At 72.4% G+C, this 23939-nt stretch carries 24 protein-coding genes; 11 read left to right on the forward strand and 13 right to left on the reverse strand.

Translation table 11 applies throughout. The features are described from left to right. The first annotated feature begins 72 nt into the window (after positions 1–72). The 4 genes from LZ495_RS01680 (at position 73) to LZ495_RS01695 (ending at position 4019) form a co-directional block, all read left to right on the forward strand. Positions 73–546: a GlcG/HbpS family heme-binding protein gene (locus LZ495_RS01680; protein WP_235050005.1), complete on the forward strand. Its 474-nt coding sequence runs from the start codon at positions 73–75 to the stop codon at positions 544–546. Positions 547–557: 11 nt separating this feature from the next. Continuing rightward, entirely contained in the window at positions 558–1220 is a 663-nt protein-coding gene (locus LZ495_RS01685) for a nucleoside/nucleotide kinase family protein (protein WP_235050006.1), read from the forward strand. A 76-nt stretch (positions 1221–1296) separates the two neighbouring features. After that, entirely contained in the window at positions 1297–2340 is a 1044-nt protein-coding gene (locus tag LZ495_RS01690) for a thermonuclease family protein (protein ID WP_235050007.1), read from the forward strand. 149 nt (positions 2341–2489) lie between these two features. Then, positions 2490–4019 carry an acyl-CoA synthetase gene (locus LZ495_RS01695; protein ID WP_235050008.1) on the forward strand — a complete coding sequence of 510 codons (1530 nt, stop codon included), beginning with the start codon at positions 2490–2492 and terminating at the stop codon, positions 4017–4019. 114 nt (positions 4020–4133) lie between these two features. Here the strand turns inward: LZ495_RS01695 and LZ495_RS01700 are convergent, their stop codons facing one another. The 6 genes from LZ495_RS01700 to LZ495_RS01725 all read right to left on the reverse strand — a co-directional run bounded on the left by LZ495_RS01700 (position 4134) and on the right by LZ495_RS01725 (position 8776). Further along, on the reverse strand, positions 4134–4601 hold the full coding sequence (locus LZ495_RS01700) for a YbaK/EbsC family protein (RefSeq protein WP_235050009.1): 468 nt from the start codon (positions 4599–4601) through the stop codon (positions 4134–4136). 97 nt (positions 4602–4698) lie between these two features. Continuing rightward, complete coding sequence (locus LZ495_RS01705) at positions 4699–4989, reverse strand: YiaA/YiaB family inner membrane protein (RefSeq protein ID WP_235050010.1); 291 nt, start codon at positions 4987–4989, stop codon at positions 4699–4701. 43 nt (positions 4990–5032) lie between these two features. Then, positions 5033–5695 (reverse strand): alpha-ketoglutarate-dependent dioxygenase AlkB family protein, encoded by a 663-nt coding sequence (locus LZ495_RS01710; RefSeq protein ID WP_235050011.1) that lies wholly within the window; start codon positions 5693–5695, stop codon positions 5033–5035. 234 nt (positions 5696–5929) lie between these two features. Further along, complete coding sequence (locus tag LZ495_RS01715; protein ID WP_235050012.1) at positions 5930–6535, reverse strand: malonic semialdehyde reductase; 606 nt, start codon at positions 6533–6535, stop codon at positions 5930–5932. Positions 6536–6656: 121 nt separating this feature from the next. Continuing rightward, positions 6657–7571: an SDR family NAD(P)-dependent oxidoreductase gene (locus LZ495_RS01720; RefSeq protein WP_235050013.1), complete on the reverse strand. Its 915-nt coding sequence runs from the start codon at positions 7569–7571 to the stop codon at positions 6657–6659. Between the two features lie 170 nt (positions 7572–7741). Then, the gene (locus LZ495_RS01725; protein WP_235050014.1) at positions 7742–8776 is read right to left on the reverse strand and encodes a helix-turn-helix transcriptional regulator; all 1035 of its coding nucleotides are present in this window, start codon (positions 8774–8776) and stop codon (positions 7742–7744) included. Between the two features lie 103 nt (positions 8777–8879). On the opposite strand from LZ495_RS01725, the gene LZ495_RS01730 reads away from it, so the two are divergent. After that, positions 8880–10361 (forward strand): MFS transporter, encoded by a 1482-nt coding sequence (locus tag LZ495_RS01730; RefSeq protein WP_235050015.1) that lies wholly within the window; start codon positions 8880–8882, stop codon positions 10359–10361. A 109-nt stretch (positions 10362–10470) separates the two neighbouring features. On the opposite strand, the gene LZ495_RS01735 is transcribed toward LZ495_RS01730, so the two are convergent. The 4 genes from LZ495_RS01735 to LZ495_RS01750 are packed head-to-tail and all read right to left on the reverse strand — an operon-like array spanning position 10471 to position 16182. After that, a complete protein-coding gene (locus LZ495_RS01735; RefSeq protein WP_235050016.1) occupies positions 10471–11649 on the reverse strand; it encodes an acyl-CoA dehydrogenase family protein in 1179 nt (392 codons plus the stop codon). Between the two features lie 5 nt (positions 11650–11654). Then, positions 11655–12572, reverse strand: a complete 918-nt coding sequence (locus tag LZ495_RS01740; RefSeq protein ID WP_235050458.1) for a hydroxymethylglutaryl-CoA lyase — start codon at positions 12570–12572, stop codon at positions 11655–11657. Positions 12573–12583: 11 nt separating this feature from the next. Continuing rightward, a complete protein-coding gene (locus LZ495_RS01745) occupies positions 12584–14623 on the reverse strand; it encodes an acetyl/propionyl/methylcrotonyl-CoA carboxylase subunit alpha (RefSeq protein WP_372498503.1) in 2040 nt (679 codons plus the stop codon). 17 nt (positions 14624–14640) lie between these two features. Further along, positions 14641–16182 (reverse strand): carboxyl transferase domain-containing protein, encoded by a 1542-nt coding sequence (locus LZ495_RS01750; protein ID WP_235050459.1) that lies wholly within the window; start codon positions 16180–16182, stop codon positions 14641–14643. 240 nt (positions 16183–16422) lie between these two features. Here LZ495_RS01750 and LZ495_RS01755 point away from each other — a divergent pair, with 240 nt between their 5' ends. Continuing rightward, positions 16423–17043 carry an SACE_7040 family transcriptional regulator gene (locus LZ495_RS01755; protein ID WP_372498517.1) on the forward strand — a complete coding sequence of 207 codons (621 nt, stop codon included), beginning with the start codon at positions 16423–16425 and terminating at the stop codon, positions 17041–17043. Positions 17044–17254: 211 nt separating this feature from the next. Next, positions 17255–18025, forward strand: a complete 771-nt coding sequence (locus tag LZ495_RS01760; RefSeq protein ID WP_235050019.1) for an enoyl-CoA hydratase family protein — start codon at positions 17255–17257, stop codon at positions 18023–18025. 7 nt (positions 18026–18032) lie between these two features. On the opposite strand, the gene LZ495_RS01765 is transcribed toward LZ495_RS01760, so the two are convergent. Beyond that, positions 18033–18455 carry an ASCH domain-containing protein gene (locus tag LZ495_RS01765; RefSeq protein WP_235050020.1) on the reverse strand — a complete coding sequence of 141 codons (423 nt, stop codon included), beginning with the start codon at positions 18453–18455 and terminating at the stop codon, positions 18033–18035. 40 nt (positions 18456–18495) lie between these two features. Continuing rightward, the gene (locus LZ495_RS01770) at positions 18496–18945 is read right to left on the reverse strand and encodes a PaaI family thioesterase (protein ID WP_235050021.1); all 450 of its coding nucleotides are present in this window, start codon (positions 18943–18945) and stop codon (positions 18496–18498) included. Positions 18946–19067: 122 nt separating this feature from the next. On the opposite strand from LZ495_RS01770, the gene LZ495_RS01775 reads away from it, so the two are divergent. From LZ495_RS01775 to LZ495_RS01785, 3 genes are all read left to right on the forward strand, one after another. Further along, positions 19068–19820, forward strand: coding sequence for an SIR2 family NAD-dependent protein deacylase (locus tag LZ495_RS01775; RefSeq protein ID WP_235050022.1), 753 nt, complete (start codon positions 19068–19070; stop codon positions 19818–19820). A gap of 33 nt (positions 19821–19853) precedes the next feature. After that, a complete protein-coding gene (locus tag LZ495_RS01780; protein ID WP_235050023.1) occupies positions 19854–20489 on the forward strand; it encodes a nucleoside/nucleotide kinase family protein in 636 nt (211 codons plus the stop codon). 354 nt (positions 20490–20843) lie between these two features. Next, entirely contained in the window at positions 20844–22586 is a 1743-nt protein-coding gene (locus LZ495_RS01785) for an MFS transporter (RefSeq protein ID WP_235050024.1), read from the forward strand. 139 nt (positions 22587–22725) lie between these two features. Here LZ495_RS01785 and LZ495_RS01790 read toward each other — a convergent pair whose 3' ends face one another. Then, the gene (locus tag LZ495_RS01790) at positions 22726–22929 is read right to left on the reverse strand and encodes a cold-shock protein (protein ID WP_235050025.1); all 204 of its coding nucleotides are present in this window, start codon (positions 22927–22929) and stop codon (positions 22726–22728) included. A gap of 350 nt (positions 22930–23279) precedes the next feature. Here LZ495_RS01790 and LZ495_RS01795 point away from each other — a divergent pair, with 350 nt between their 5' ends. Next, a complete protein-coding gene (locus LZ495_RS01795; RefSeq protein ID WP_235050026.1) occupies positions 23280–23936 on the forward strand; it encodes a histidine phosphatase family protein in 657 nt (218 codons plus the stop codon). Positions 23937–23939 lie beyond the last annotated feature (3 nt).

A 23939-nucleotide genomic window follows, 5' to 3' on the forward strand; every position in this document is an offset into this window, starting at 1 on the left:
TACCCGGGCCTCGGGGGCGGACCGCGGTCTGTGCGGGGGCGGGTGCGGGTCCGGGTGGCATGCTGGCCGATCATGGACGACATGGACGACATGGACGGTATGGACGACACGGCGGCCGGGGGCCGCGGGCCGCTGATGGTGCGCCAGGTCGCTTTGGCAGAGGCCCGCGAGATGTGCGATGCGGCGCTGGCCGAGGCGGCAGCGAGGGGGCTTGCGGTGTCGGTCGCGGTGGTGGACGGCGGCGGCAATCTGGTGGCGTTCGCGCGGATGGACGGCGCCGAGATCGCCGGGCCGGAGTTGGCGGTCGCCAAGGCGTACACCGCGGTCGCCAACAGCTGCGCGACGCACGAGCTGACCGAGGCGGCCGCGCCCGGGGGCGGGTTGTACGGGATCCATGCCGCCTCGGGCGGGCGGTACGTGGTCTTCGGCGGCGGGGTGCCGCTGCGCTGGGGCGGGCGGATCGTGGGCGGGGTGGGGGTCAGCGGGGCGCCGGACGCCGACGACGACATCGCCTGCGCCCAGGCAGCCGCGGACGCCTGGGCCTGAGGGGGGATCAGGTGGGACGCGACAGTCTCGACGCCCTGGCGGCCGAGGCCGCAGCGCTGGTCGACGGGACGCGGCGCAAGGTGCTCGGCCTGGCCGGGCCGCCCGCGGCCGGCAAGTCGACGCTGGCCCGGCATCTCGTGGCAGCCGTGGACGCGCGGCTCGGCGCCGGCACCGCGGCGTACGTCCCGCTCGACGGCTTCCACCTGTCGGATCCGCAGCTGGTCCGCATCGGCCGCCTGGACCGCAAGGGCGCGCCGGATACGTTCGATGCGTGGGGCTACGCGGCGCTGCTGGGACGGCTGGTGGCCGAGCCTGACCACGACGTGTACGTCCCGGACTACGACCGTGTGCTGCACGCGCCCGTGGCCGCCCGGCATGTCGTGCCGCCCGCCGCGCGCCTCATCGTGACCGAGGGCAACTACCTTGCTGCGGACGCCCCGGAGTGGCGTGCGGCACGTAACCGCATCGACCTGCTCTGGTACGTGGAGACCCCGGATGCCGAGCGTGAGACGCGGCTGGTGGACCGGCAACGGGCAGGCGGGAAGGGCGAGTCCGCGGCCCGGGACTGGGTCGAGCGCAGCGACAGGCCGAACGGCGAATGGGTGAAGCCGTCCCAGGTGCACTGTGACCGCAGCGTGGTGCCACCGGAGTTGCCTCTGGAATCGGACAAATAGCGGCACAATTGAACGGTTGGCAAAGTTTCCGGCACCGGGGCCTCCGCAGGGCGCACAGGCCTGTCACCGTGTCGATATGACCACGGCCGGAGCTCCCACCGAAGAACCGCCGCGTACGGATACCGCGCCGACGATCCCGGCGCCCGCCGTAGAACCGCCCCGTACGGATATTGCACCGGCGATCCCGGCGCCCACGGGACCCCCGCAGCCGACGCCCGCCGCCTACCTGGTCGTCTCCGGGGACTTGCTGGTGCTCGGCAAGCAGCCGGACGGCGACTCGGTACGGTTCCGGGCCCACGACCCGGAGATCCTGCGGCAGTTGGCGCATGGCGACCGCGTCGACATCAAGGCCGACGGCAGCGTGCAGTTGCGCCTCGACGGCATCGACGCGCCCGAACTCCATTACGCGGGCCAGCAGCAGCCCTTCGGCGACCGTTCGCGCGATGCGCTCCTGCGGCAGTTGGGGTTCGCGTCGGTGTCGCTGGCCGCCAATCACATGACGGTGACCGCCGCCGAGCCCGCGGTGCTGCCCGCGGTGATCGCCGCCCGGATGGTCGAAGTGCACGGCAGGCCCGTGGCGTTCCTGTTCACCGGCGATGCCGCGGCGGCCTTGGCGGAACGCGGCGGCAGCCGGATCGAGGTGGACGCCGATCTGCTCGGGCAGAGCGCCAACCTGGGGATGCTGGCGTCCGGGGACGCGTATCCGCTGCTGTACACGTCGACCGGCCCCGAGTTGCGCGCCGCGATCGCCGCGACCGCGTCCCGGGCCCGCGCAGCGCACTTGGGCGTCTACGCGTCCGATGCGACCGCGCGTTTCCGCGTCGTCGACCACACGTCCGTCGGCCCCGGCGGCGACCTGGTGTTCCCGAAGATCTTCCGCCGCGTCACCGAGTGGCTGCGCGAGACCGAGGCCGCCATCGCCAACGAGACCGCGACGGGGTTGGGCGGGCCGCCGCCCGCGACGTTCCCGGCGTGGCTGCGCGCGAATCCGGGACGCAACGACCGCGTGGTGGTGGCCGGGAACCGGCGTTCGCAGGCCCTGCATACCCTTCTCCAGCAGGGCGGGCACACCGTGACGATGTCCGCGGATCCGCTGACGCTGGTTTTCGTGGAGAAGTGACCTGCCGAAGTGACCTGCAGAAGTGAGCGGGAAAGTGACCTGGGGAAGTGGCGCGGAGAAGTGACGGGCCGCGCCGCCGCACCCTGGCCGTATTGAACGAGCGCTAGTACGGTGCCCTCGTCTGCCCCTGCGAAGGCGAGGAGTCCGCGATGTATCCCGGAACGTACGCCCGCACGACGCCCGACAAGCCCGCCGTCATCATGGCCGGCTCGGGCCGCTCGCTGACCTACCGAGAACTCGACGAGAACTCCACCCGCCTGGCCCGCCTGCTCCACGAGGCGGGGCTCCGCCGCGGCGACGGCATCGCACTGCTGTCCGACAACAACGTCCGCTATCTGGAGGTGTATTGGGCCGCGCTGCGGTCCGGCCTCTACGTCACCGCGGTCAACCACCACCTGAACCCCGACGAAGTGGCGTACATCGTCGAGGACTGCGGAGCGCGGGCGCTGATCGCCTCAGCCGCGGTCGGGCCGCTCGCGGAGGCCGTGGTCGGGACCACGCCCGGCGTCGAGGTCCGGCTGGCGTACGACGGGCCGGTGGCCGGCCACACGGACTACCTCGGCGCGCTCAAGCAGGTCTCCGGCGAACCGCTGGACGTCGAACCGGCCGGCGCCGACATGCTGTACTCCTCGGGAACCACCGGACGCCCCAAGGGTGTTCGCTCGCCGCTGCCGGACCGCCAGATCCACGAGCCGGGCGACACGCTCGTCGCCGTCTTCGCCGCGATCTACGGGTTCGACGAGGATTCCGTCTACCTCTCCCCCGCCCCCGCGTACCACGCGGCACCGCTGCGCTTCTGCAGCCTCGTGCACCGCACCGGCGGGACGGTGATCATGATGGAACGTTTCGATGCGGAAAAGGCGCTGGCCGCCATCGAGGAGCACCGCGTCACTCACTCGCAGTGGGTGCCCACCATGTTCGTGCGCATGCTCAAGCTGCCCGAGGAAGTCCGGGACCGCTACGAACTCGACTCGCTGCGCGTCGCGATCCACGCCGCCGCGCCCTGCCCGGTCGAGGTCAAGCGGGCGATGATCGACTGGTGGGGCCCGACGCTGTTCGAGTACTACGCGGCCACCGAGGCCAACGGCGTCACGCTCATCGACTCCGCGCAGTGGCTCGCCAAGCCGGGCTCGGTCGGCCGCGCCGCGCTCGGGGTGCTGCACATCTGCGACGACGAGGGCACCGAACTCCCCTCCGGCAGCGTGGGAACGGTGTACTTCGAGCGCGACGAAGTCCCGTTCGAGTACCACGGCGACCAGGCCAAGACCCGCGAGACGCAGCACCCGCAGCACCCGACGTGGACCACCACCGGCGACGTCGGCTACGCCGACGACGAAGGCTTCCTGTTCCTGACCGACCGCAAGGCGTTCATGATCATCTCGGGTGGCGTCAACATCTACCCGCAGGAGGTCGAGAACGCCCTCGCGCTGCACCCCAAGGTGTACGACGTGGCGGTCATCGGCCTACCCGACGAAGACCTCGGCGAGCAGGTGAAGGCGGTCGTGCAGGCCGCCCCCGGCGTCCCGACCGGGCCCGGACTCGAGCGCGAGCTCATCGACTTCGTCCGGGAGCGCATCGCGCACTACAAGGCGCCGCGCAGTATCGACTTCGTCGACGACCTGCCGCGGTCGCCTACCGGAAAGCTGGTGAAGCGGCTCATCAGGGCCCGGTACGAGTAGGCGCCGCGGCGCGCAGGGGCTGGCTGGGCGGGCCGGCCGCAGCAACGCGGGCCGGGGCCGCACGCAGCGAAGTGCCGGGCCGCGGATCAGCGCCCGGGTGGCGGCGGTACGGCGTCAGGCGCCGACCTCGGCGACCGTGCCGCCCGTCACGCGCACGAGTTCCTCCAGCGTGGTGGGGAACACCGTGTGAGCGAGCCCGCCGGCCGCCCAGACCCGGTCGTACTTGCCGAGCCAGGCGTCCACGATGGTGCGGACCGGCGCGGGGTGCCCGACCGGGGCCACGCCGCCGATGCGCTGGCCGGTGGCCGCGTACACGAAGTCGGCGTCCGCGCGGCGTACTTTGGCCGCGCCGACGAGGCCGGCCACGAGTTTGGTGTCGACGCGGTGGGCGCCGCTGGTCAGCACGAGCAGCGGTGCCCCGTCGGCGTCGAAGATGAGGCTGTTGGCGATCGCCCCGACCTCGCACCCGAGGTGTGCGGCGGCCGCGGCGGCGGTGGGCACGTCGGCGGGCAGCTCTTGCACGGCACCTTCGATGCCGTGCCGGGCAAGGTCCGCGACGACGCGGTCGAGCGCGTTGGTCATACCCAGGACCCTACTGGGCGGCCAAGTGCGGTGCGGTCCCGATGCGCAGCCGCGGGACCGCATGGCGTGCCGCCAACGTGCCGCCCGGCCCATGCGGTCACACCGCTTCGGGCCGGAACATGTCGTGGTCGGACAGGAGGCGCTCGAGGCGGGCCTGGTCGACGCGGTTGACCATCGACTCGGTCTCCTGGCGGTCCCGGATGACCTTGGCGAGCGTGAAGGACGAGGTGACCAGGAACAGCGCGCCGAGAGCGAAGAAGGCGCGGATCCATGCGGACACCGGCAGATAGGCGATGGCGACCCCCATCGACGTCATGGCGACGAGGAACGAGATCCAGGCCTGGATGTAGAACATCGCGGTGTTCTTGGGTTGCAACGGGGTTGTCATAGAGGCATGGTGACGCCCCGTCATACGGAATGCCTGAGTACGCCTACTCATTCTGCGGTGGTCGGGCAAGCCCGGAGACGCGGATGGTGATGTTGAGCCGCCCCTTGAGGCCGAGCCCCGCGGGGCCGGTGCCGGGGTACGTCTTCGGCACGCCGTGGTACGCGAAGCGCGAGGGCCCGCCGAACACGAAAAGGTCGCCGGACTCGAGTTCGAGATCGGTCCAAGGCCGGGTCCGCGTCTCGGTGTTGCCGAGTCGGAAGACGCAGGTGTCGCCGAGGCTCAGCGACACCACGGGCTCCGAGCCCGCCTCGTACCGGTCCTGGTGCAGTCCCATGCGGGCCCGGTCGTCGTAGAAGTTGACCAGCGCCATGTCCGGCGCGTACGCCTCCCCCGCGGCCGGGCCGTACGCCTCGGCCACCGCGCGCCGCCCCAGCGCGCCGAGCCAGTCCGGGAACGGCTTGACCGGCTCGCCCGCCGCGGTGACCGGCACGTAGTGGTACGGCTGCCAGGTCAGGCCGAGCGAGACGGAGCGCACCGACATCACACCGCCGCCCGGCAGCACGACCGTCTCGAGTCCGGCCGGCGGCCGCGCCCACGCACGGCAGGCGGCCAGCAGCCGGGCCTGTTCCGCGTCGTCCAGCCACCCGGGGACGTGCAGCGCGCCGGGCGCGACCTCGCGGCGCTCGCGGGGAAACAAGGCGGACATACCGCCACCCTAGGGTCCGGCACCGACGCGGCATCGACGCGTGCCGCGCCGGCACAAAAACCAGCACAGAAACCAGCACAGAGCCGGCACGGAGCCGGCCCGGAGCCCGCACGCGGCTGCGGCCCGCGGCGCCCCCTCAGCAGGGGCGCGGCGGGCCGCGGTGCGGGCGGTCGGAACCGCCCGGGCAGCTCGGACGGCGCAGACGGCGCAGACGGCGCAGACGGCGCAGACGGCTCAGACGGTGGTGACGACCTCGTCGTAGTCCAGGCGCGGCGAGCGCGGGAACCAGGCGTTCTCGCCCGGCTTGCCGAGGTTGACGATGACCAGGGCGCGACCGTTCCCGTCCGGGAAGAACTCCTTGCTGACGCCGTCCGCGTCGAAGCCGGTCATCGGACCGGCGGACAGGCCTGCGGCACGCACCGCGAGGGTGAAGTAGCCGGCCTGCAGCGTGGCGTTCTGGATCGCCGAGGCGACGCGCATCTCCTCGTTGCCGGCGAACATGTCGCGGGCCCCGGGGAAGTGCGGGAAGACCTTCGGCAGGTGCTCGTGGAAGTCCAGGTCGGCGGCCAGGATCGCGGTCAGCGGCGCGCTCTCGGTCTTGGCGCGGTTGCCCTCCATGAGCAGCGGGAGCAGGCGCGCCTTGCCCTCGTCGGAGCGGACCAGGACGATGCGCAGCGGCTGCTGGTTCATGGCGGTCGGCGCGTACTTGAGCAGGTCGTAGACGGCCTGCATCTGCTCGTCGGTGACCGGCTCGGCGGAGAAGGTGTTGGCGGTGCGGGCCTCGCGGAACAGCAGGTCCTGCGCGGCGTCGTCCAGGACCAGGGCGGGGTTGGTGCTCATCGGGTGTCCTTCGGGTGCTTCGGGGGCGTGCCGGAAGAACAGTAGTTGAGCCATCAACTATTCCCAAATCGCGCCAGGCCCGCCCCGGCCCTGGTCCGCGGCTTGAGACCCCTGGCTGGGGCTACTGCTGCTTCCAGGCCCCGGCCAGCTCGTCGACGGACAGCCCGAGCCCGCTGACCGCAAGGAGCACCTCGCGGGTGGCGTCCGACGGGAAGGCGACGTCGCTCAGGTCCATCAGGCGCTCCACCTGCTCGCCGTACGCCTCGGGGGTGTCGGCCACCGCGTCGCCCGCGACGCCCAGCACGACGCGCGCCGCCCGGCCGCCGCCCACGCTGAAGACCTCGCCGCTGACCGGCACGTCGGCCCCGGCCAGCCAGACCACGAAGGGCGCGACCTTGTCCGCGGTGAAGTGCTTCTCCAGGAAGCCGCGGAACACGGGGTCGGGGATCGCCGCGGTCATGCGGGTGAAGGCGACCGGCATGATCGCGTTGACCCGGATGCCGTCGGCGCGGCCGTCCATCGCGAGCGACTTGGTCAGGCCGAGGACGCCGCCCTTGGCGGTGATGTAGTGGCTGGTGCCCAGGATGCCGAACAGCGAGTTCGAGCTGGTGTTCACGATGCGGCCGCGGGTCGTCTTGAGGTGCGGCCAGGCGGCACGTGTCACGTGGACGGTGCCGGCCAGGTGGATGGCCAGCATCTTGTCGAACATCTCCGCGGGGATCTGGTCGAACATGCCGCCGTGCGAGATGCCGGCGTTGTTGACGAGGGCGTCCAGCCGGCCGAAGGCGTCCAGCGCGGTGCCGACCAGCGCGTCGGCCTCGTCCACGACGCTGTGCGTGTCCGCGACCGCGGTGCCGCCCGCTGCGGTGATCTCGGCGACCACGTCGTCCGCCGGGCTCGCTCCGGTCGCGTCGGCGACGTCGTTGACCACGACCTGCGCGCCGCGGGCCGCGAGGGCGAGGGCGTGCTCGCGGCCGAGGCCGCGTCCCGCACCGGTCACCAGGACCGCCTGGCCGTCGAAGCGGATCTCCGCCACCTTCGCCTCCACCGGATCGCGAACACAAGCGCACCGTGCGCCTGCCTACGTCCAGAGACAACAGGTTTTCGCGAGTGAGGTCAAGAGAACGCCGGGTTTCCGGTGGCACCGCCGCTCCTGCCGCGCCTGCCGCCGACGGCTGCGCGGCAGCCCGCCCCCGCCGAACGCCGTCAGGCCACCGTGCGGACCGGCTCGGCCAGGTGGGCCAGGTGGGCCAGCGACCGCGGTGCGATCTCCAGGAGCCGGGCCATTCGGGCCCGGGTCTCCTCGTCGCGCGGCGTGTAGACGGTGACGCGCGTACCCCGCTGGTCGCCCGCGAGCAGGTGCAGGACCTCGACGTCCAGGTCGCCCGCCTCGCGGTGCCGGACCGTCTTGAGGTGCCCGTTCATGCCCTGCACGTCCTGGTGCTCCCACAGTTCGCGGAACACCGGCGACGCGGCGCGCAGACGCTGCAGCAGCGCCTCGCGGTCCGGGTCGCCCGCGTCCGCCGCGGTGGCGGAGCGGAGTTTGGCGACCATCTTCCGCGCGGTGTCCGCCCAGTCCTCGGACAGGTACTGCCACTCCGGGTCGACGAAGTACAGCCACATCAGGTTGCGGGCCGGCTCGGGCAGCTGGGTGTAGTCGCCGATCATGCCCCGGTACGCCCGGTTGCCCGCGAGGATCTCCCAGCGCGGCCCGACCACGACGGCCGGCAGCGGGTCGAGCTGGTCCAGCATCACCTGGATACCGGGCGCCACCAGGGGCGGCAGGACCAGGTGCTCGGGGTCGGAGAGTTCGGCGAGTGTGAAGACGTGGGCGCGCTCGACGTCGTCCATGCCGAGGACCCGCACCACCGACAGCAGCACCTGCGCCGAGACGTTGACCGAGCGGCCCTGCTCCAGCCACGTGTACCAGGTGATCCCGATGCCGCCGAGCATCGCGACCTCCTCGCGGCGCAGCCCGGGGGTGCGGCGGCGCGGCCCGGGCGGCAGCCCGACCGCCTCGGGGGTCGTGCGCTCCCGCCGGGATCTGATGAACTCGCCGAGCATCCGCCGCCGTTCCGCGGTACGGGCGCGCGACGGACGGGTCCGGCGGGCACCGGCCTCCAGCTCGGTCCCCGTCCCGATCCCGGCCCCGCGCCCGGTCCCCGGTCCGATACCCGCTCCGATCACCGGCCTGCTGCCCGCCGCCGGCCCGGCCACCTCGCGTTCCATGCCGATCGTCATACCGGACATCCTCTCCCTGCGGCGGCGGGCCATCCAGGTTGAACCAGTAACAGCATCCGCAGGCTCTCGGTACCGGTGTCGCGGCGCGGCGAGGGTTGCGGGCATGGCAAAGACCTCTGTCCCCACCCCCTCCCTCGTGGTCCGGGCGCCCGCCGCCCTGCCGGGCGCGCCGCGGGGCTCCGCCGATACCGCCCGCTGGTGGCGGGCCCTGCCCATCCTGCTGCTCGGCGCGTTCCTGCCGGTCCTGGACGCGTTCATCGTCAACGTGGCCCTCGCGAACATCGGCGCCGACCTGGGCGCCAGCGAGGCGCAGCTCGAACTCACTGTCTCCGGCTACGGCGTCGCGTACGCCTGCACCCTGGTCGCGGGCGGCCGCCTGGGCGACCGGTACGGGCGGCGCCGGCTCTTCATGGCGGGCATGGCCGGCTTCACCGTGATGTCCGCGGCCTGCGGCCTGGCGCCGGGCGTCGAGGCGCTCATCGCGTTCCGGGTCCTGCAGGGGCTGACCGCGGCGCTGATGTTCCCGCAGTGCCTGGCCGCGATCCAGGCCGGCTTCGAGGGCGCCGACCGGCAGAAGGCGGTCGGGATCCTGGGCGTCGTGGTCGGTTCCGCGGGTGCGGTCGGCCAGGTCGCGGGCGGGCTGCTGCTGCACGCCGATCTGTTCGGCGCGGACTGGCGGCCGCTGTTCCTGGTCAACGTCCCGATCGGGCTGGCCGCACTGGCGCTCGCCGGGCGGCTCGTACCGGAGACCCGGGCCCCGGCGGCCGCGCCGATCGACGTGCGCGGGGCGTTCTCGCTGGCCGCGGCCATCGCGCTGCTGCTGGTCCCGCTCACGCTGGGCCGCTCCGAGGGGTGGCCGGTGTGGACGTGGGCGAGCCTGGCCGCGGTGCTGCCCGCCGCCTTCGCGTTCGTGCGGTCGCAGCACCGCAAGGAGGCGGCCGACCGCACCCCGCTGCTGCCGCCGTCGCTGCTGCGGCTGCCCGCGGCCCGGCTGGGCCTGGGCGCGATGGCTGTCTTCGCGACCTGCGTGGGCGGGTTCATGTTCACGCTGGCGATGATCCTGCAGCTGGGGCACGGCTTCAGCCCGATCCGGTCGGGGCTGGCGATGGCCGCCGCGGCGTCCGGATTCCTCGGGATCTCGCTGCTCGCGCAGCGGCTGGTGGCCCGCTTCGGCGCGGCGGTGCTCTCCGTGGGCGCGCTGGTGTTCGCGGCCGGGCTGGCCGGGTTCGCGGCGGTGGCCGGTGCCGAGGAGGACGGGCTCACCTTGGCCGAGATCGCCGGTCCGCTGTTCGTGGCCGGGCTCGGCTGGGGCCTGGTGATGGTCCCGCTCCTCGGCTTGACGCTGGCCGCACTGCCGGTGGACCGGGCTGGGCTCGCGGGCGGGGTGCTGTCCACCGCGATGCAGGTCGGCCTCGCGACCGGGGCTTCGGCCATCGGCTCGGCGCTGTTCGCGGTGGTCGGTGATGCCCCGGACGCGGACGACTGGCGGACTGGGACCTACGTTGCGGTGGGCGTGCTGTGCGCGCTGGCGCTGGCCACCGCGGTGCTGGTCGACCGGCTGCGGCGGGCGGTCGCCGGACGCTGATCGGGAGTCCCGCGGCTGCCCGACGCACCTCGGCCCGCCCGATGCTTGATCGGGCGGGCCGAGACGCCAAAAGGTCCGTCAGTGAGACCGGCGGGTCGAGCCGCCAGGGTCAGCGGGCGGCCAGGGTCTCTCCGACGCCCAGGCCGCGGGCGATCAGCATGCGCTGGACCTCCGACGTCCCCTCCCCGATCTCGAGGATCTTGCAGTCGCGCCAGAAGCGGGCCACCGCGTACTCGTTCATGAAGCCGTAGCCGCCGTGGATCTGGGTGGCTTCGCGGGCGTTGTCGACGGCCGCCTCAGAGGTGTACAGCTTCGCGAGTGCGGCTTCCTGCTTGAACGACTCGCCGTGCACCATGCGGGATGCCGCGTGCCGCCAGGCCAACCGCGAGGTGTGCGCGCGCAGTTCCATGTCGGCCAGCTTGAAGGCGATGGCCTGGTTCGCGCCGATCGGACGGCCGAACGCCTTGCGCTCTCCGGCATACCGCACCGACTCGTCCACGCAGCCCTGCGCGAGGCCGGTGGCCAGCGCGGCGATGGCGATGCGGCCCTCGTCCAGGATGCCGAGGAACTGCGCGTAGCCGCGGCCCTGCGCGCCGAGGAGGTTCTCCAGCGGCACCCGGCAGTCGTCGAACGAGAGTTCGTGGGTGTCCGAGGCGTTCCAGCCGACCTTGGAGTAGGACGGCGCGACCGTCATGCCGGGGGTCCCGGACGGCACGATGATCGTGGAGATCTCCTTGCCGCCGTCCGGCTTGGTGCCGGTGACCGCGGTGACGGTGACGAGGCCGGTGATGTCGGTGCCGGAGTTGGTGATGAAGCACTTGCTGCCGTTGATCACCCATTCGCCGGTGGCCTCGTCGCGGCGGGCGGTGGTGCGGGTGGCGCCCGCGTCCGAGCCGCCGTCCGGTTCGGTGAGCCCGAAGGCGCCGAGCATCTCGCCGCTGCACAGCTTCGGCAGCCACTGCTGCTTCTGCGACTCGGTGCCGAACTTGTAAATGGGCATGGCGCCGAGCGACACCGCAGCCTCGAGGGTGATGGCCACCGACGAGTCCACCCGGGCCAGTTCCTCCAGCGCGATGCCGAGGGCGAGGTAGTCGCCGCCCATGCCGCCGTACTCCTCGGGGAACGGCAGGCCGAACAGGCCCATCTTCCCCATCTCGCGCACGATCGGGTACGGGAACGCGTGGCGCTCGTAGTAGTCGCCGATGACCGGGGCGACCACGTCATTGGCGAACTCGCGGACGGTGCTGCGCAGAAGCTCGAGTTCGTCGTCGAGCCGGTGGTCGAGCATGTCGTCTACCTCTCCCCCGCGAGTGCGCGGACGGTACGGGACGGGCTGGGTCGGCCCAGGTGGCCGGCCATCCACGCGCTTGTGGCGACGAGGCGGCCGAGGTCGGCACCGGTGTCGATGCCGAGTCCGGTCAGCATCCACACCAGGTCTTCGGTGGCGAGGTTGCCGGTGGCGCTCTTTGCGTACGGGCAGCCGCCGAGGCCGCCGGCCGAGGCGTCGACCGTGGCGACGCCAGCGCGCAGCGCGGCGAGCGTGTTGGCCAGCGCCTGCCCGTAGGTGTCGTGGAAGTGCACGGCGATCTTGTCGGCGCCGATGCCGGCCGCGGCGAACCGGGCCAGCAGGGCGGTGACTTGGCCGGGTGTGGCGACGCCGATGGTGTCGCCGAGGCTGAGCTGCGCGCAGCCCATCCCGAGCAGGCGGGCGCCGACGTCGACGACGCGCGCCGGGTCGACGGGGCCTTCCCAGGGGTCGCCGAAGCACATCGACAGGTAGCCGCGGACCCGGACGCCCTCCGCGGTCGCGCGGGCGGCCACCGGCTCGAACATGTCGAGGGCGGCGTCCAGGCTGCGGTTCAGGTTGCGCTGCGCGAAGGTCTCGGTGGCGCTGGCGAAGACGGCGACGTGCCGGGCGCCGAGTTCGAGGGCGCGGTCCAGGCCGCGTTCGTTCGGCACCAGGACCGGCAGGTCCGCGGGCAGGTCGCGGACCTGGGCGAACAGGTCCTCGGCGTCGCCCAGTTGCGGGACCCACTTGGCCGGTACGAAGCTCGTGGTCTCGACGGTGCCGAGCCCGGCGTCGACGAGCCGGCGGACGAACTCCGCCTTGACCTCGGTGGGCACGACGGCGGATTCGTTCTGCAGCCCGTCGCGCGGGCCGACTTCGTGGATGGTCACCGCGGCCGGCAGTCCGGCCTCGGGGACCACCATGGGCAGGCCGTTCACGACGCCTCCTCCTCGGCTTCGCCGGAGTCCACCGGATGGACGACGGCGAGGACTTCGTCGAGGGCGACCCGGGTCCCGGCGTCCACCCGCAGTTCGGCGACGGTGCCGTCGAACGGTGCGGCGACCGCGTGCTCCATCTTCATCGCCTCGACCACGACCACCGCCTGCCCGGCCGTGACTCGGTCGCCGACCGCGGCCTTGACCACGGTGACGGTGCCGGGCATCGGCGCGATCAGCGTCCCGTCGCCGGCTCCGGCGCCGCCGCCCGCGCCCGCCTCGACGGGGTCGAAGGGGACGATGCGCCAGGTGTCGGCGCCGCGGGACAGCCAGGTACTGCCGTCTTCGGCCTGTGCGTGCCGGAAGGTCTCGGTGAGGCCGCCGTATGTCACGCGCAGCCGGTCCCCGTCGAGCACGGCCTGCGCGGGGACCATCTCCCCGTCGGCGTGGCCGACTTCGGCGTGCGCGGCGCGTCCGTGGACGCGTACGGCGACCGGTTCGGCGCCGTCGATGCGGAACCGGTGCACGGTGGCGGCGTATTCGCCGAGCCGCCAGCCGGACGGCACCGAGAACGGGTCCACCCAGCCGCCGCCGGTTCCCTGGGCGGCCGGTTCGAGCCGGGCCTGGGCGAGCAGGGCGGCGGCCACCGCGGCGGGGCCGGCCGGTTCGGCGGCGACCAGGCCGTCGAGCGCGGCCTCGACCAGGCCGGTGTCCAGGCGCCCCGCGACGACGTCCTCGTGGGCCAGGAGCCGGGTCAGGAAGCGGGTGTTGGTGCGCAGGCCGAGGACCGGGAAGCGCTCCAGCGCGCCGCGCAGCCGGTGCAGTGCGGTGGCCCGGTCGGGGCCGTGCGCGATGACCTTGGCGAGCATGGGGTCGTACGAACTCCCCACCACGTAGCCCTCGTCCAGCCCGGAGTCGACGCGGATGCCGGGCCCGTGCGGCTCGTCGAGCACGAGGACGCGGCCGCCGCTGGGGAGGAATCCGCGGGCCGGGTCCTCGGCGTACACGCGGGCTTCGACGGCGTGCCCGTCGAGGCGGACGTCGTCCTGCCCGAAGTCGAGCGCCTCGCCGGCCGCGATGCGGATCTGCCACGCGACCAGGTCGATGCCGGTGACCATTTCGGTGACCGGGTGCTCGACCTGGAGCCGGGTGTTCATCTCCATGAAGAACGGCTCGTCGGGCTGCGCGGCCGACACGATGAACTCGACGGTGCCGGCGCCCCGGTAGCCGCAGGAGCGGGCCGCCTCGATCGCGGCCTGCCCCATCGCGGCCCGGGTGGCCGCGTCGAGCAGGACCGAGGGGGCCTCCTCGATGATCTTCTGGTGCCGGCGCTGCAGGCTGCACTCGCGTTCGCCCAGGTGGACGACGTTGCCGTGGCCGTCGGCGAGCACCTGGATCTCGATGTGCCGGGGCCGGTCGATCCAGCGCTCCACCAGCAGCGTGTCGTCGCCGAACGCGCCCGCGGCCTCGCGCCGGGCGGCGGCGATCTCCTCGGCGAGGCGGGCCTCGTCGCGGACCAGGTGCATGCCCTTGCCGCCGCCGCCCGCGGACGGCTTGAGCAGGACCGGCAGGCCGACCTTGCGGGCCTCGTCGGCGAGTTCGGCGTCGGTCAGGCCGGAGCCGCTGCTGCCCGGCACCACCGGGACGCCGTACGCGGCGACCGTCTGCTTGGCCCTGATCTTGTCGCCCATCAGCTCGATCGCGGCGGCCGGCGGGCCGACGAAGACCAGCCCGGCGGCCTCGACCGCGGCGGCGAACGCGGCGTTCTCGGCGAGGAATCCGTAGCCGGGATGCACGGCCTGCGCCCCGGCCCGCTGCGCGGCGGCGACCACCGCGGCGATGTCGAGGTAGTCGGCGATGTGCACCGCGACGTCGGCCTCGCGGACCGCGCGGGAGTCGGCGTCCGCATCCGTGTACACGACCGCCGAGCGGATGCCGAGGCCGGCGAGGGTACGGATGATGCGGCTCGCGATCTCGCCGCGGTTCGCCACCAGGACCGTGTCGAACTGCCGTGTCTGCACAGACTGTTCCTTTTCCATGTCCTTTTCCATGGCGGTCACATCCGGAAGAGGCCGAAGCCGGGGTCGGCGAGCGGGGCGTTGGCGCACGCGGTGAGTGCGAGGCCGACCGCGGTGCGGGTGTCGAGCGGGTCGATGACGCCGTCGTCCCACAGCCGGGCACTGGCGTAGTAGGCGCTGCCCTGGTCCGCGTACTGGTCCAGGATCGGCTGCCGGAAGGCGAGTTCGTCGTCCGTCGACCAGTCCTCGCCGCGCGCGGCGAGCTGGTCGCGCTTGACGGTGGCCAGCACGGTTGCGGCCTGCTCGCCGCCCATCACCGAGATCTTCGCGCCCGGCCACATCCACAGGAACCGCGGCGAGTACGCCCGTCCGCACATCGAGTAGTTGCCCGCCCCGTGCGAACCGCCGATGACCACGGTCAGTTTGGGCACGCGCGTGGTGGCGACGGCGGTGACCATCTTGGCGCCGTGCTTGGCGATGCCGCCGTTCTCGTAGGCCTTGCCGACCATGAAGCCGGTGATGTTCTGCAGGAACAGCAGCGGGATCGCACGCTGGTCGCACAGCTCGATGAAGTGCGCGCCCTTGAGCGCGGATTCGGAGAACAGGATGCCGTTGTTGGCGACGATGCCGACCGGGTGGCCGTGGATGCGGGCGAAGCCGGTGACCAGGGTGGTGCCGTACTCGGCCTTGAACTCGGCGAACCGCGAGCCGTCGACCAGGCGGGCGATGACCTCGCGCACGTCGTAGGGGGTGCGATTGTCGGCCGGGACCACGCCGTACAGCCCGACCGGGTCGACGGCGGGCTCCTCGACCGGCGCGACGTCCCACGGGCGCGGCGCGCGCGGGCCGAGCCCGGCGACGATGTCGCGCACGATGCGCAGCGCGTGCGCGTCGTCCTCGGCGAGGTGGTCGACGACGCCGGAGGTGCGGGCGTGAACCTCGCCGCCGCCCAGCTCCTCGGCGGTGACCTCCTCGCCGGTGGCCGCCTTCACCAGCGGCGGGCCGCCCAGGAAGATCGTGCCCTGGCCGCGCACGATGACCGTCTGGTCGCTCATCGCCGGCACGTAGGCGCCGCCCGCGGTGCACGAGCCGAGCACCGCGCTGATCTGCGGGATCCCGGCCGCGGACATGCGGGCCTGGTTGAAGAAGATGCGGCCGAAGTGGTCGCGGTCCGGGAAGACCTCGTCCTGCATGGGCAGGAAGGCGCCGCCCGAGTCGACCAGGTACACGCAGGGCAGGCGGTTCTCGTACGCGATCTCCTGCGCCCTCAGGTGCTTCTTGACGGTCAGCGGGTAGTAGGTGCCGCCCTTGACCGTGGCGTCGTTGGCGACGACCAGCACCTCGCGGCCCGAGACCCGGCCGATGCCGGCCACCACGCCCGCCGCGGGTGCGGCACCGCCGTACATGCCGTCGGCGGCCAGGGGGGCGACCTCCAGGAACGGGGAGCCGGGGTCGAGCAGGGCGTCCACGCGCTCGCGCGGCAGCAGCTTGCCGCGGGCGGTGTGCCGGGCCCGGGCCGTCTCGCCGCCGCCCAGGGCCGCGGCGGCGAGCCGGCGGCGCAGGTCGGCGACCTCGGCCATGTGCGCCAGCGTGTTGGCGCGGTACGCCTCGCCGTGCACGTCCGCCCGGGTGCCGAGCCTGGGGCCGAGCCCGGCCGCGCCGGGTCGGCCGCCGTCCGCTCGGACGCCGGGGATGGTGGGGGTTGCCCGCATGCCGCCGCCTCCGTGTGTGGGCCCTGTCCTGTACGTGCCCGCTGGTTAGCGATCGTTAACAAGACTTGACGACCCTGACGTTAGCGATCGTTCACATGCGTGTCTAGCATGGAGGCCATGTCGCCAGACCAGGTCAAGAGCCCGCGCCGCGCGCAGATCCTCGACGAGGCCGCGCAGCTGTTCGCCGCGCGCGGGTTCCACGGGGTGAGCGTGGACGAGATCGGTGCGGCGTCCGGCATCACCGGACCCGGCCTGTACCGGCATTTCCGCGGCAAGGACGCGATGCTCGCGGAGCTCCTGGTCGGCATCAGCGAGCGCCTGCTCGCGGGCGGCCGCGCGTGCGTGGCCGGGGACGCCCCGGCGGCGGAGGCGCTGGATGCGCTGGTGCGCGGGCATGTCGCCTTCGCGATCGGCGAGCCGGCCCTGATCGTGCTGCACGACCGCGACCTGGCCAGCCTGCCGGAGGCCGAGCAGCGCACGGTCCGGCGGCTGCAGCGCGCGTACGTGGAGATATGGGTGACCGTGGTGCTGGAGGCGTACCCCGGATTCGGCCGCACCTCCGACGGCGAATCCCGCGCCCGCGCCGCGGTGCACGCGGTCTTCGGACTGCTGAACTCCACCCCGCACAGCGCCACCCGCCACCGCGGCCCGCGCCCGCCGGGACCGGACGCGATGGCCGAACTGCTGAGGACGCTGGCGCTGGGCGCCTTCGCCGCGGCGGGCAGCTAGAGCAGCTAATGCAGCACGGACGAGCGCGCAGGACGCCGGAGCCGCCCGACCGTCGGAGTCACCGGCCCCGCACTGCCCGACCTGCGCAATCACCCCCCTCCGCCCCCGTGGCCGCCCGAGCGCCGGGGAATGCCCGTCCCGGCGCCTGAGCGAGGCACCGCATCCGCGGCGAACCGCCGTTCGCCCCACCGACTCCCCGAGGATCACGCCGATGTCCCTGGTCTCCCTGTCCACCGATGCCGCCGTCGCGACGATCACGCTCGACTCGCCCAAGAACCGCAACGCGCTCTCCGCGGCGCTGATGGACGAGCTCGACGCCCACCTCACGGCCGTCGCCGCCGACGAGGCGGTCCGGGCCGTCGTCCTCACCCACACCGGCCCGACGTTCTGCGCGGGCGCCGACCTGTCCGAGGCCGCGGACGGAGGCATGGAGCGCGGCACGGTCCGGCTCATGGGCCTGCTGCGGCAGATCGTCGAACTCCCGGTCCCGGTCCTCGCGCACCTGCGCGGCAACGCGCGAGCCGGCGGGCTCGGCCTGGTCGGCGCGTGCGACCTCGCGGTCGCGCCCGCGTCCACCACGTTCGCGTTCTCCGAGGTGCGCCTCGGCCTCGCGCCCGCGATCATCTCGGTGACCACGCTGCCGCGCCTGGACCCGCGGGCCGCGTCGCGCTACTTCCTGACCGGCGAGGAGTTCGACGGCGCCGAGGCGCAGCGCATCGGGCTGCTCACGATGGCCGGCGACGGCATCGAGGGCGCGGACGCCGCCGCCGCGCACCTGCTCGGCGGCCTGCGGCTGGCGTCCCGGCAGGGCCTGACCGCCACCAAGCAGCTGCTGGGCGCCGCACTCGCGGAACGCGTCGCGGCCGAGGGCCCGGCGGCCGTCCGCCGGTCCGCGGAACTCTTCGCCTCCGAGGAAGCCGCCGAGGGCATGCGCGCCTTCAAGGAGCGCCGCCCGCCGCGCTGGGTGACCGACGCCCAGTAGTGCGACCTCAGAGTGCGGCGACCAGCCGGAAGCGTTCGGCCACCACGATGGTGGTGTCGTCGACGCGGAAGTCCGGGTCGCCGCGCCAGGCCCGCATGTCGGGGCCGTGCCAGTACGCCTCGTGCCCGGCCCGCCAAGCGGCGATCGACGCGTGCCCCTCGCCTTCGTCGCGCACGTGCTCCCATTCGACGTCGGCGAGCGGCAGCGTACGCACCTCGGTCACTTCGATCACCGCGACCGGCCGATCCGCGGAGTCGACCACGACCATGCGGTCCCCCGCGGACGGCAGCGGTTCGTCCTCGAACTCGTAGTCCGACAGCAGGCCGGTGGTCGAGGTCTTCTCCCCCGCGAGAACCGCGGCGACCAGCCGGTCGCGCAGCGGCCCGGGAAACGCGAACTGGCAGACGGGCAGGTCCGAGTAGTCGCTCATCCGCCCGACGGTAAGGCCCGTCAGGCGTGCCCGCGACGCATTATGAGCGCTCGCGGCGGGGCCTGATGAGCATCACGACCGAAGCCGTGCTGATCGTGGCGCCTGCGTCGTCGGTCAGGGTCACGGGGCAGGGCACTTCCAATTCCTCCTTGCGTGCGGCGCGTTCGCGGATGTCCGCGAAGACGTCGGCGGGTATGGCGCCGGTCGCGGTGACCGCGCCTCGGGCTCGGCCGACGTATTCGATGTCGCCGCGGCGGGCCACCACGAAGGCCTTGGCGGCGAAGTCGCCGAGGCCGGAGACCAGGGCGCCCGCGCCGGCGATCTCGGCGAGGCCGAAGAGCACGGCGGCGTTGACGTCGCCGTTGTGGTTGAGGTGCGCGGGCTGCGGGTCGAGCCGGATCACGCAGCGGCCGGCCGCGGCCTCAGTGGTCTTGAAGCCGAGGAACTTCACCCAGCCCATGTTCGCGAAGTCGTTGTGCGGTGCGGCCATGCGCTTGCCTCCGTCATATAGTCAGGTTTCCTGTCGTTATTTAGACAGGAATCCTTATCGTTGGCAAGGCGGCAAGGAAACCTGATCGCTGCCGGGGGCGGCAACCAACTACCTTCCTGTCCGTGGCCGACACCTTGAAGAAGACCTACACACGAGTCGTCGCCCTCACCGGGGCCGGGATCTCCACCGACTCCGGCATCCCCGACTTCCGCGGCCCCGAAGGGCTCTGGACGCGCGCCCCCCGGGCGCTGCAAATGGTCGACGCAGCAAGCTTCCTGACGGACCGTGAGGTGCGCTGCGCCTTCTGGTCCTGGTGCGCCGAGGGCCACGGCCGGGCCTACGAGCCCAACGACGCACACCGCGCGCTGGTGGACCTCGCCGCGGGCGGGCTGCTCGCCGGGATCGTCACGCAGAACGTCGATGGGCTGCACCAGGCCGCCGGGTCCGACCCCGCCACCGTCCACGAGGTGCACGGCACCATGGCGACCACGTGCTGCCAGCGGTGCGGCGGCCGTACCGCGACCACCGAAGTGGTGGCGCGGGTGCGCGAAGGCGAGACCGAGCCGCTGTGCCTGTGCTGCGGCGGAGTGCTCAAGCCGGACGCCGTGTTCTTCGGAGACCTCCTGGACCGCGGCGTGTTCGCGATGGCCGCCGCGCTGGCCGGCTCGTGCGATCTCATGCTGGCGGCCGGCTCGTCGCTGGAGGTCCAGCCCGCCGCCGGGCTCTGCGACAAGGCCGTAGCGGCGGGCGCCGACCTGGTCATCGTGAACGCCGGGCCGACCGGTTACGACGGCGTCGCGACCGCCGTGCTGCGCGAGCCGATCGGCACCGCGCTGCCCGGCCTGGTCCGGGACCTGCTGGCCGACCGGTCCTGACGCCTCCCTGGCGCGACCGGGCAGGATGGGACCGTGCACGTACGCCCGATGACTCCGGAGGCCCTCGCCGAGCACGTCGCCGAGGCCGTCGCCGCGCGCGCCCCGGCCGGCGGATGGCTGCGCGTCGCGGTGGACGGCGCGGCCGCCGCCCGGCCCGGCGATCTCGCCGACGCGCTGGTCGACCTGGTCCGGGCCGCCGGGCACCCCGTCCAGCGCGTGTCCGCGGACGACTTCCTGCGCCCCGCCTCGGTGCGCTTCGAACTCGGCCGCCGCGACGCCGACTCCTTCTATTGGTCCTGGCTGGACGAAAAGGGCCTGCAGCGCGAGGTGTTGGACCCGCTCGGCCCGGGCGGCACCGGGCGCCTGCTGCCCACACTCTGGGACGCCGCCCGGGACCGCGCCACGCGCGCCGCGTACACCGAACTGCCGCGCGGCGGCGTGCTGCTGCTCGACGGTCCGCTGCTGCTCGGGCGCGGACTGCCGCTCGATCTGACGGTCCACCTGCAGCTGTCGGCGGGCGCACTCGCGCGCCGCACGCCGGACGACGAGCAGTGGACGCTGCCCGCCTACGACAAGTACCGCGCGGAGTGCTTCCCCGAGGAGTCCGCGGACATCGTGGTGCGCTGGGACGACCCGCGGCGCCCGGCACTCGTCGAGGCGGCGAACTGACCGGTCCGTCGGCCGCCGACTTAGCCAAGGCTGCCCGAAGCCGGCCGGCCGGGCCGCCGGCCGCCCGTTGACCGGCCTTTGACCTGCGTACCGGCGAGCGGACACCCGGCTGCGCAAATTGCCGATCGAACGTTAGCTATCCCTCTGGTACGCGCTACCGCCCGGTACTACGCTCGCTCCGCTCGTCACCGCGCCACGCACCGCATCTGGTCCGAGGTTGCGCATGCGATACCCCCTGCGCCGTCCCGGACCGGCTTCGCCGCTTTGCCTGCCCGTGCACCAATCTGCCCTGCACAGCGCCCAGTTCGGCGATCCGAATCGCTCCTGCCCGAGCGAGCGCTCCGAGGAGGCCGTATGCCCGAGACCACGTCGCCGCAGGGCGACGCCGGCGCCAGAGAACCCCTGCCGCCCCCCGCAGCCGGACCGACGAGTTCGGTGAACTGGCTGTGGCGCCGCCAGTTGGCGCGCTACCCGGACACCACGCCACGCGTGTTCTACCTGTTCATCTCGACGCTCGCCGGGATCGTCCTCTACTACGAGCTGTACGTGCAGTACTCGGTGTCGACCTCGCTCATCCAAGAGTTCGGCATGACGTACATGTTCGCCACCATGATCTCGGTGGTCGGCAACCTGGCCGGCGCGTTCGCCTCGCTGCTCGCGGGCCTCGCCGACCGGTGGGGCCGCGCGAACCTCGTGGTGTACGGCCTGCTCCTGGTGGGCCTGCTGATCACCTTCGCGGTGCCGAACGCGGACAGCAAGAACCAGCTCATGTTCTACATGGCGGTCGTCTCGTTCGTCGAAGGCATGGTGCTGGTCGCCTCGCCCGCGCTGATCCGCGACTTCTCACCGCAGGTCGGGCGCGCCGCGGCGATGGGCTTCTGGACCCTCGGCCCGGTGATCGGCTCGCTGGCGACCACCATCGTCACCAGCAACACGCTGGACGACCACGGCTGGCAGGACCAGTTCCGGTTCGCCGGCTACGCGGGCCTTGCGGTCTTCGTGATCGCGCTGTTCGGCCTGCGCGAGCTGTCCCCGCCGATCCGCGACCAGCTCATGGTGAGCCTGCAGGACCGCGCGCTGGTCGAGGCGCGGGCCCGCGGCCTGGACACCGATGCGCTGCTCAAGGGCCAGTGGAAGCAGATGATGCGGACGGACATCCTGGTCCCGTCGCTCGGCATCGCGCTGCACCTGATGTTCTACTATTCCGCGGTCGGCAACCTGGTCGTCTACTACGCGACGACCTTCGGCTACTCCGAACAGCGGACCAACGCGCTGGCCAACTGGTATTGGGTGTCGAATGCGCTGGGCCTGGTCCTGGTCGGCATCGTCTCGGACCTGCTCAAGGTGCGAAAACCGTTCATGCTGCTCGGCGGCGTCGGAACCGTGGTGCTCACCTTGCTGTTCGCCCTGCGCACCGACGAAATAGGCACCGGCTATTACCACTTCGCGTGGCTGCTGGTCGGAATCGGGTTGTTCAGCGGGCTGGCCTTCGCACCGTGGATGGCCGCGTTCACCGAGACCGTGGAGAAGCACAACCCGGCGGCCACCGCGACCGGGCTCGCGGTGTGGGGCTGGATCCTGCGCGTGGTGGTGTCGGTGTCGGCGATCTTCACGCCGCTCATCGTCACCTCGGTCACCCCGCTGGTGAACGACGAGCCCGAGGCGCGCGCCGCGCTGGCGAGCGCCGGGCAGGCCGCGGTGACCGTGCAGCAGCACCCCGAGCTGATCGCCGAGCTGGGCAAGTACCAGAAGCTCGAGGAAGTGCCGCCGGCCCTGCTGGGCCGGGCGTTCGCCGAGATCGGCGCGGAGAAGCTGATGGAGGTCCAGGCCAAGCAGAACGAGCTGCGGATCCTGGACGACTTCCAGAAGGAGCAGAAGAAGGCGCCGGACGAGTGGAAGCGGTGGTGGTGGTTCACCATCGCCTGCCAGGCGCTCTTCATCCCGACCGTCTTCCTGATGGCCGGCCGCTGGAACCCGAAGAAGGCCAAGGCGGACGCTGCCGAGCACGAGCGGAAGGTGGCCGCCGAGCTGGCCGAGCTGGTGAGCGCCCCGGCCGCGGCGCCGTCGGGCGGATCGTCCGCGGAGGGGTCCGACTAGGCAGGCAGGTGTGCGGGGCCGGACCGGCACGGGTCCGGACCCGCACCGCGGAAACGCCGCAGGGGCTGCCGCCGGCATGATGCCGGCCGCAGCCCCTGCGGGTGAGTGAGCGGTGGGCTCACGGATCAGAGCGCGAGGCTCAGATCGTGCGGATGTTCTCCGCCTGCAGGCCCTTCTGGCCCTGGACCACGTCGAACTCGACCTGCTGGCCCTCGATGAGCTCGCGGAAGCCGGTCGACTGGATGGCCGAGAAGTGCGCGAAGACGTCGTCGCCGCCGCCGTCCTGCGCGATGAAGCCGAAGCCCTTTTCCGAGTTGAACCACTTCACGGTGCCGGTAGCCATATGACTCTCCTTCAGGGGAAGGTTGCCGAATCCACACCTCGTGGACCCGGTGTCGCCGTGATGATCACCCTGAATTCGGAAAGGCAATGAATCACCGATACCGAAATCATCCAACGAAATAAAAAATGCACCCGCCGCAACTCGACAGGTGCACACAGATTTCGCTGGGAACCACAACTGCAACGAGTAAGACGTTAGCACACCCTTCGCGGGAAACGCGAAATGTCGGAGTCCGTGCAGGTCGGAGGCGTGCGCCCGGGCGCGTCCCGGGCGCGTCGGGGGCGTGCCGCGGGACGTGTCGGCCGCCCGGAACCCGCACGTCAGGCCCCTGCCGCCCCTAGAGTCCCGGCATGATCGACATCAGCGCCCGCCCCAAGCGCATCGTGCTGGTCCGGCACGGCGAGTCGCAGGGCAACGTCGACCCGGGCATCTACGAGAAGGTGCCGGACCACGCCCTGGCCCTGACCGAGCGCGGCCGGGCGCAGAGCGAGAAGACCGGCGCGGAACTGCGCGCGCTCTTCGGTGCCGAGCACGTGACGGCCTTCGTGTCGCCGTACCGCCGCACCAGGGAGACATTCCGGCACCTGGGCCTGGACCCGGCCTCGACGCGGGTCAAGGAGGAGCCGCGGCTGCGCGAGCAGGACTGGGGCAATCTGCAGGAAATGGGCGACATGGACCAGCAGCGCGCCGCCCGCGACGCGTACGGCCACTTCTACTACCGCTTCGCGCACGGCGAGTCGGGGGCCGACGTATACGACCGGGTCGGCGCGTTCCTGGAGACCATGCACCGGGACTTCGCGCGGCACGCCGAGCAGTACGGCCCGGACCGCAACGTGCTGCTGGTGACGCACGGGCTGACCATGCGGCTGTTCTGCATGCGCTGGTTCCACTGGTCCGTCGAGGAGTTCGAGTGCCTGAGCAACCCGTCCAACGCCGAGACGCGCATACTGCTGCGCGGTGACGACGGGCGCTACCGCCTCGACCGGCCGTTCGTACGCTGGAAATAGCCG

Source organism: Yinghuangia soli, from assembly GCF_021502675.1.
Classification (GTDB): Bacteria; Actinomycetota; Actinomycetes; order Streptomycetales; family Streptomycetaceae; genus Yinghuangia; species Yinghuangia soli.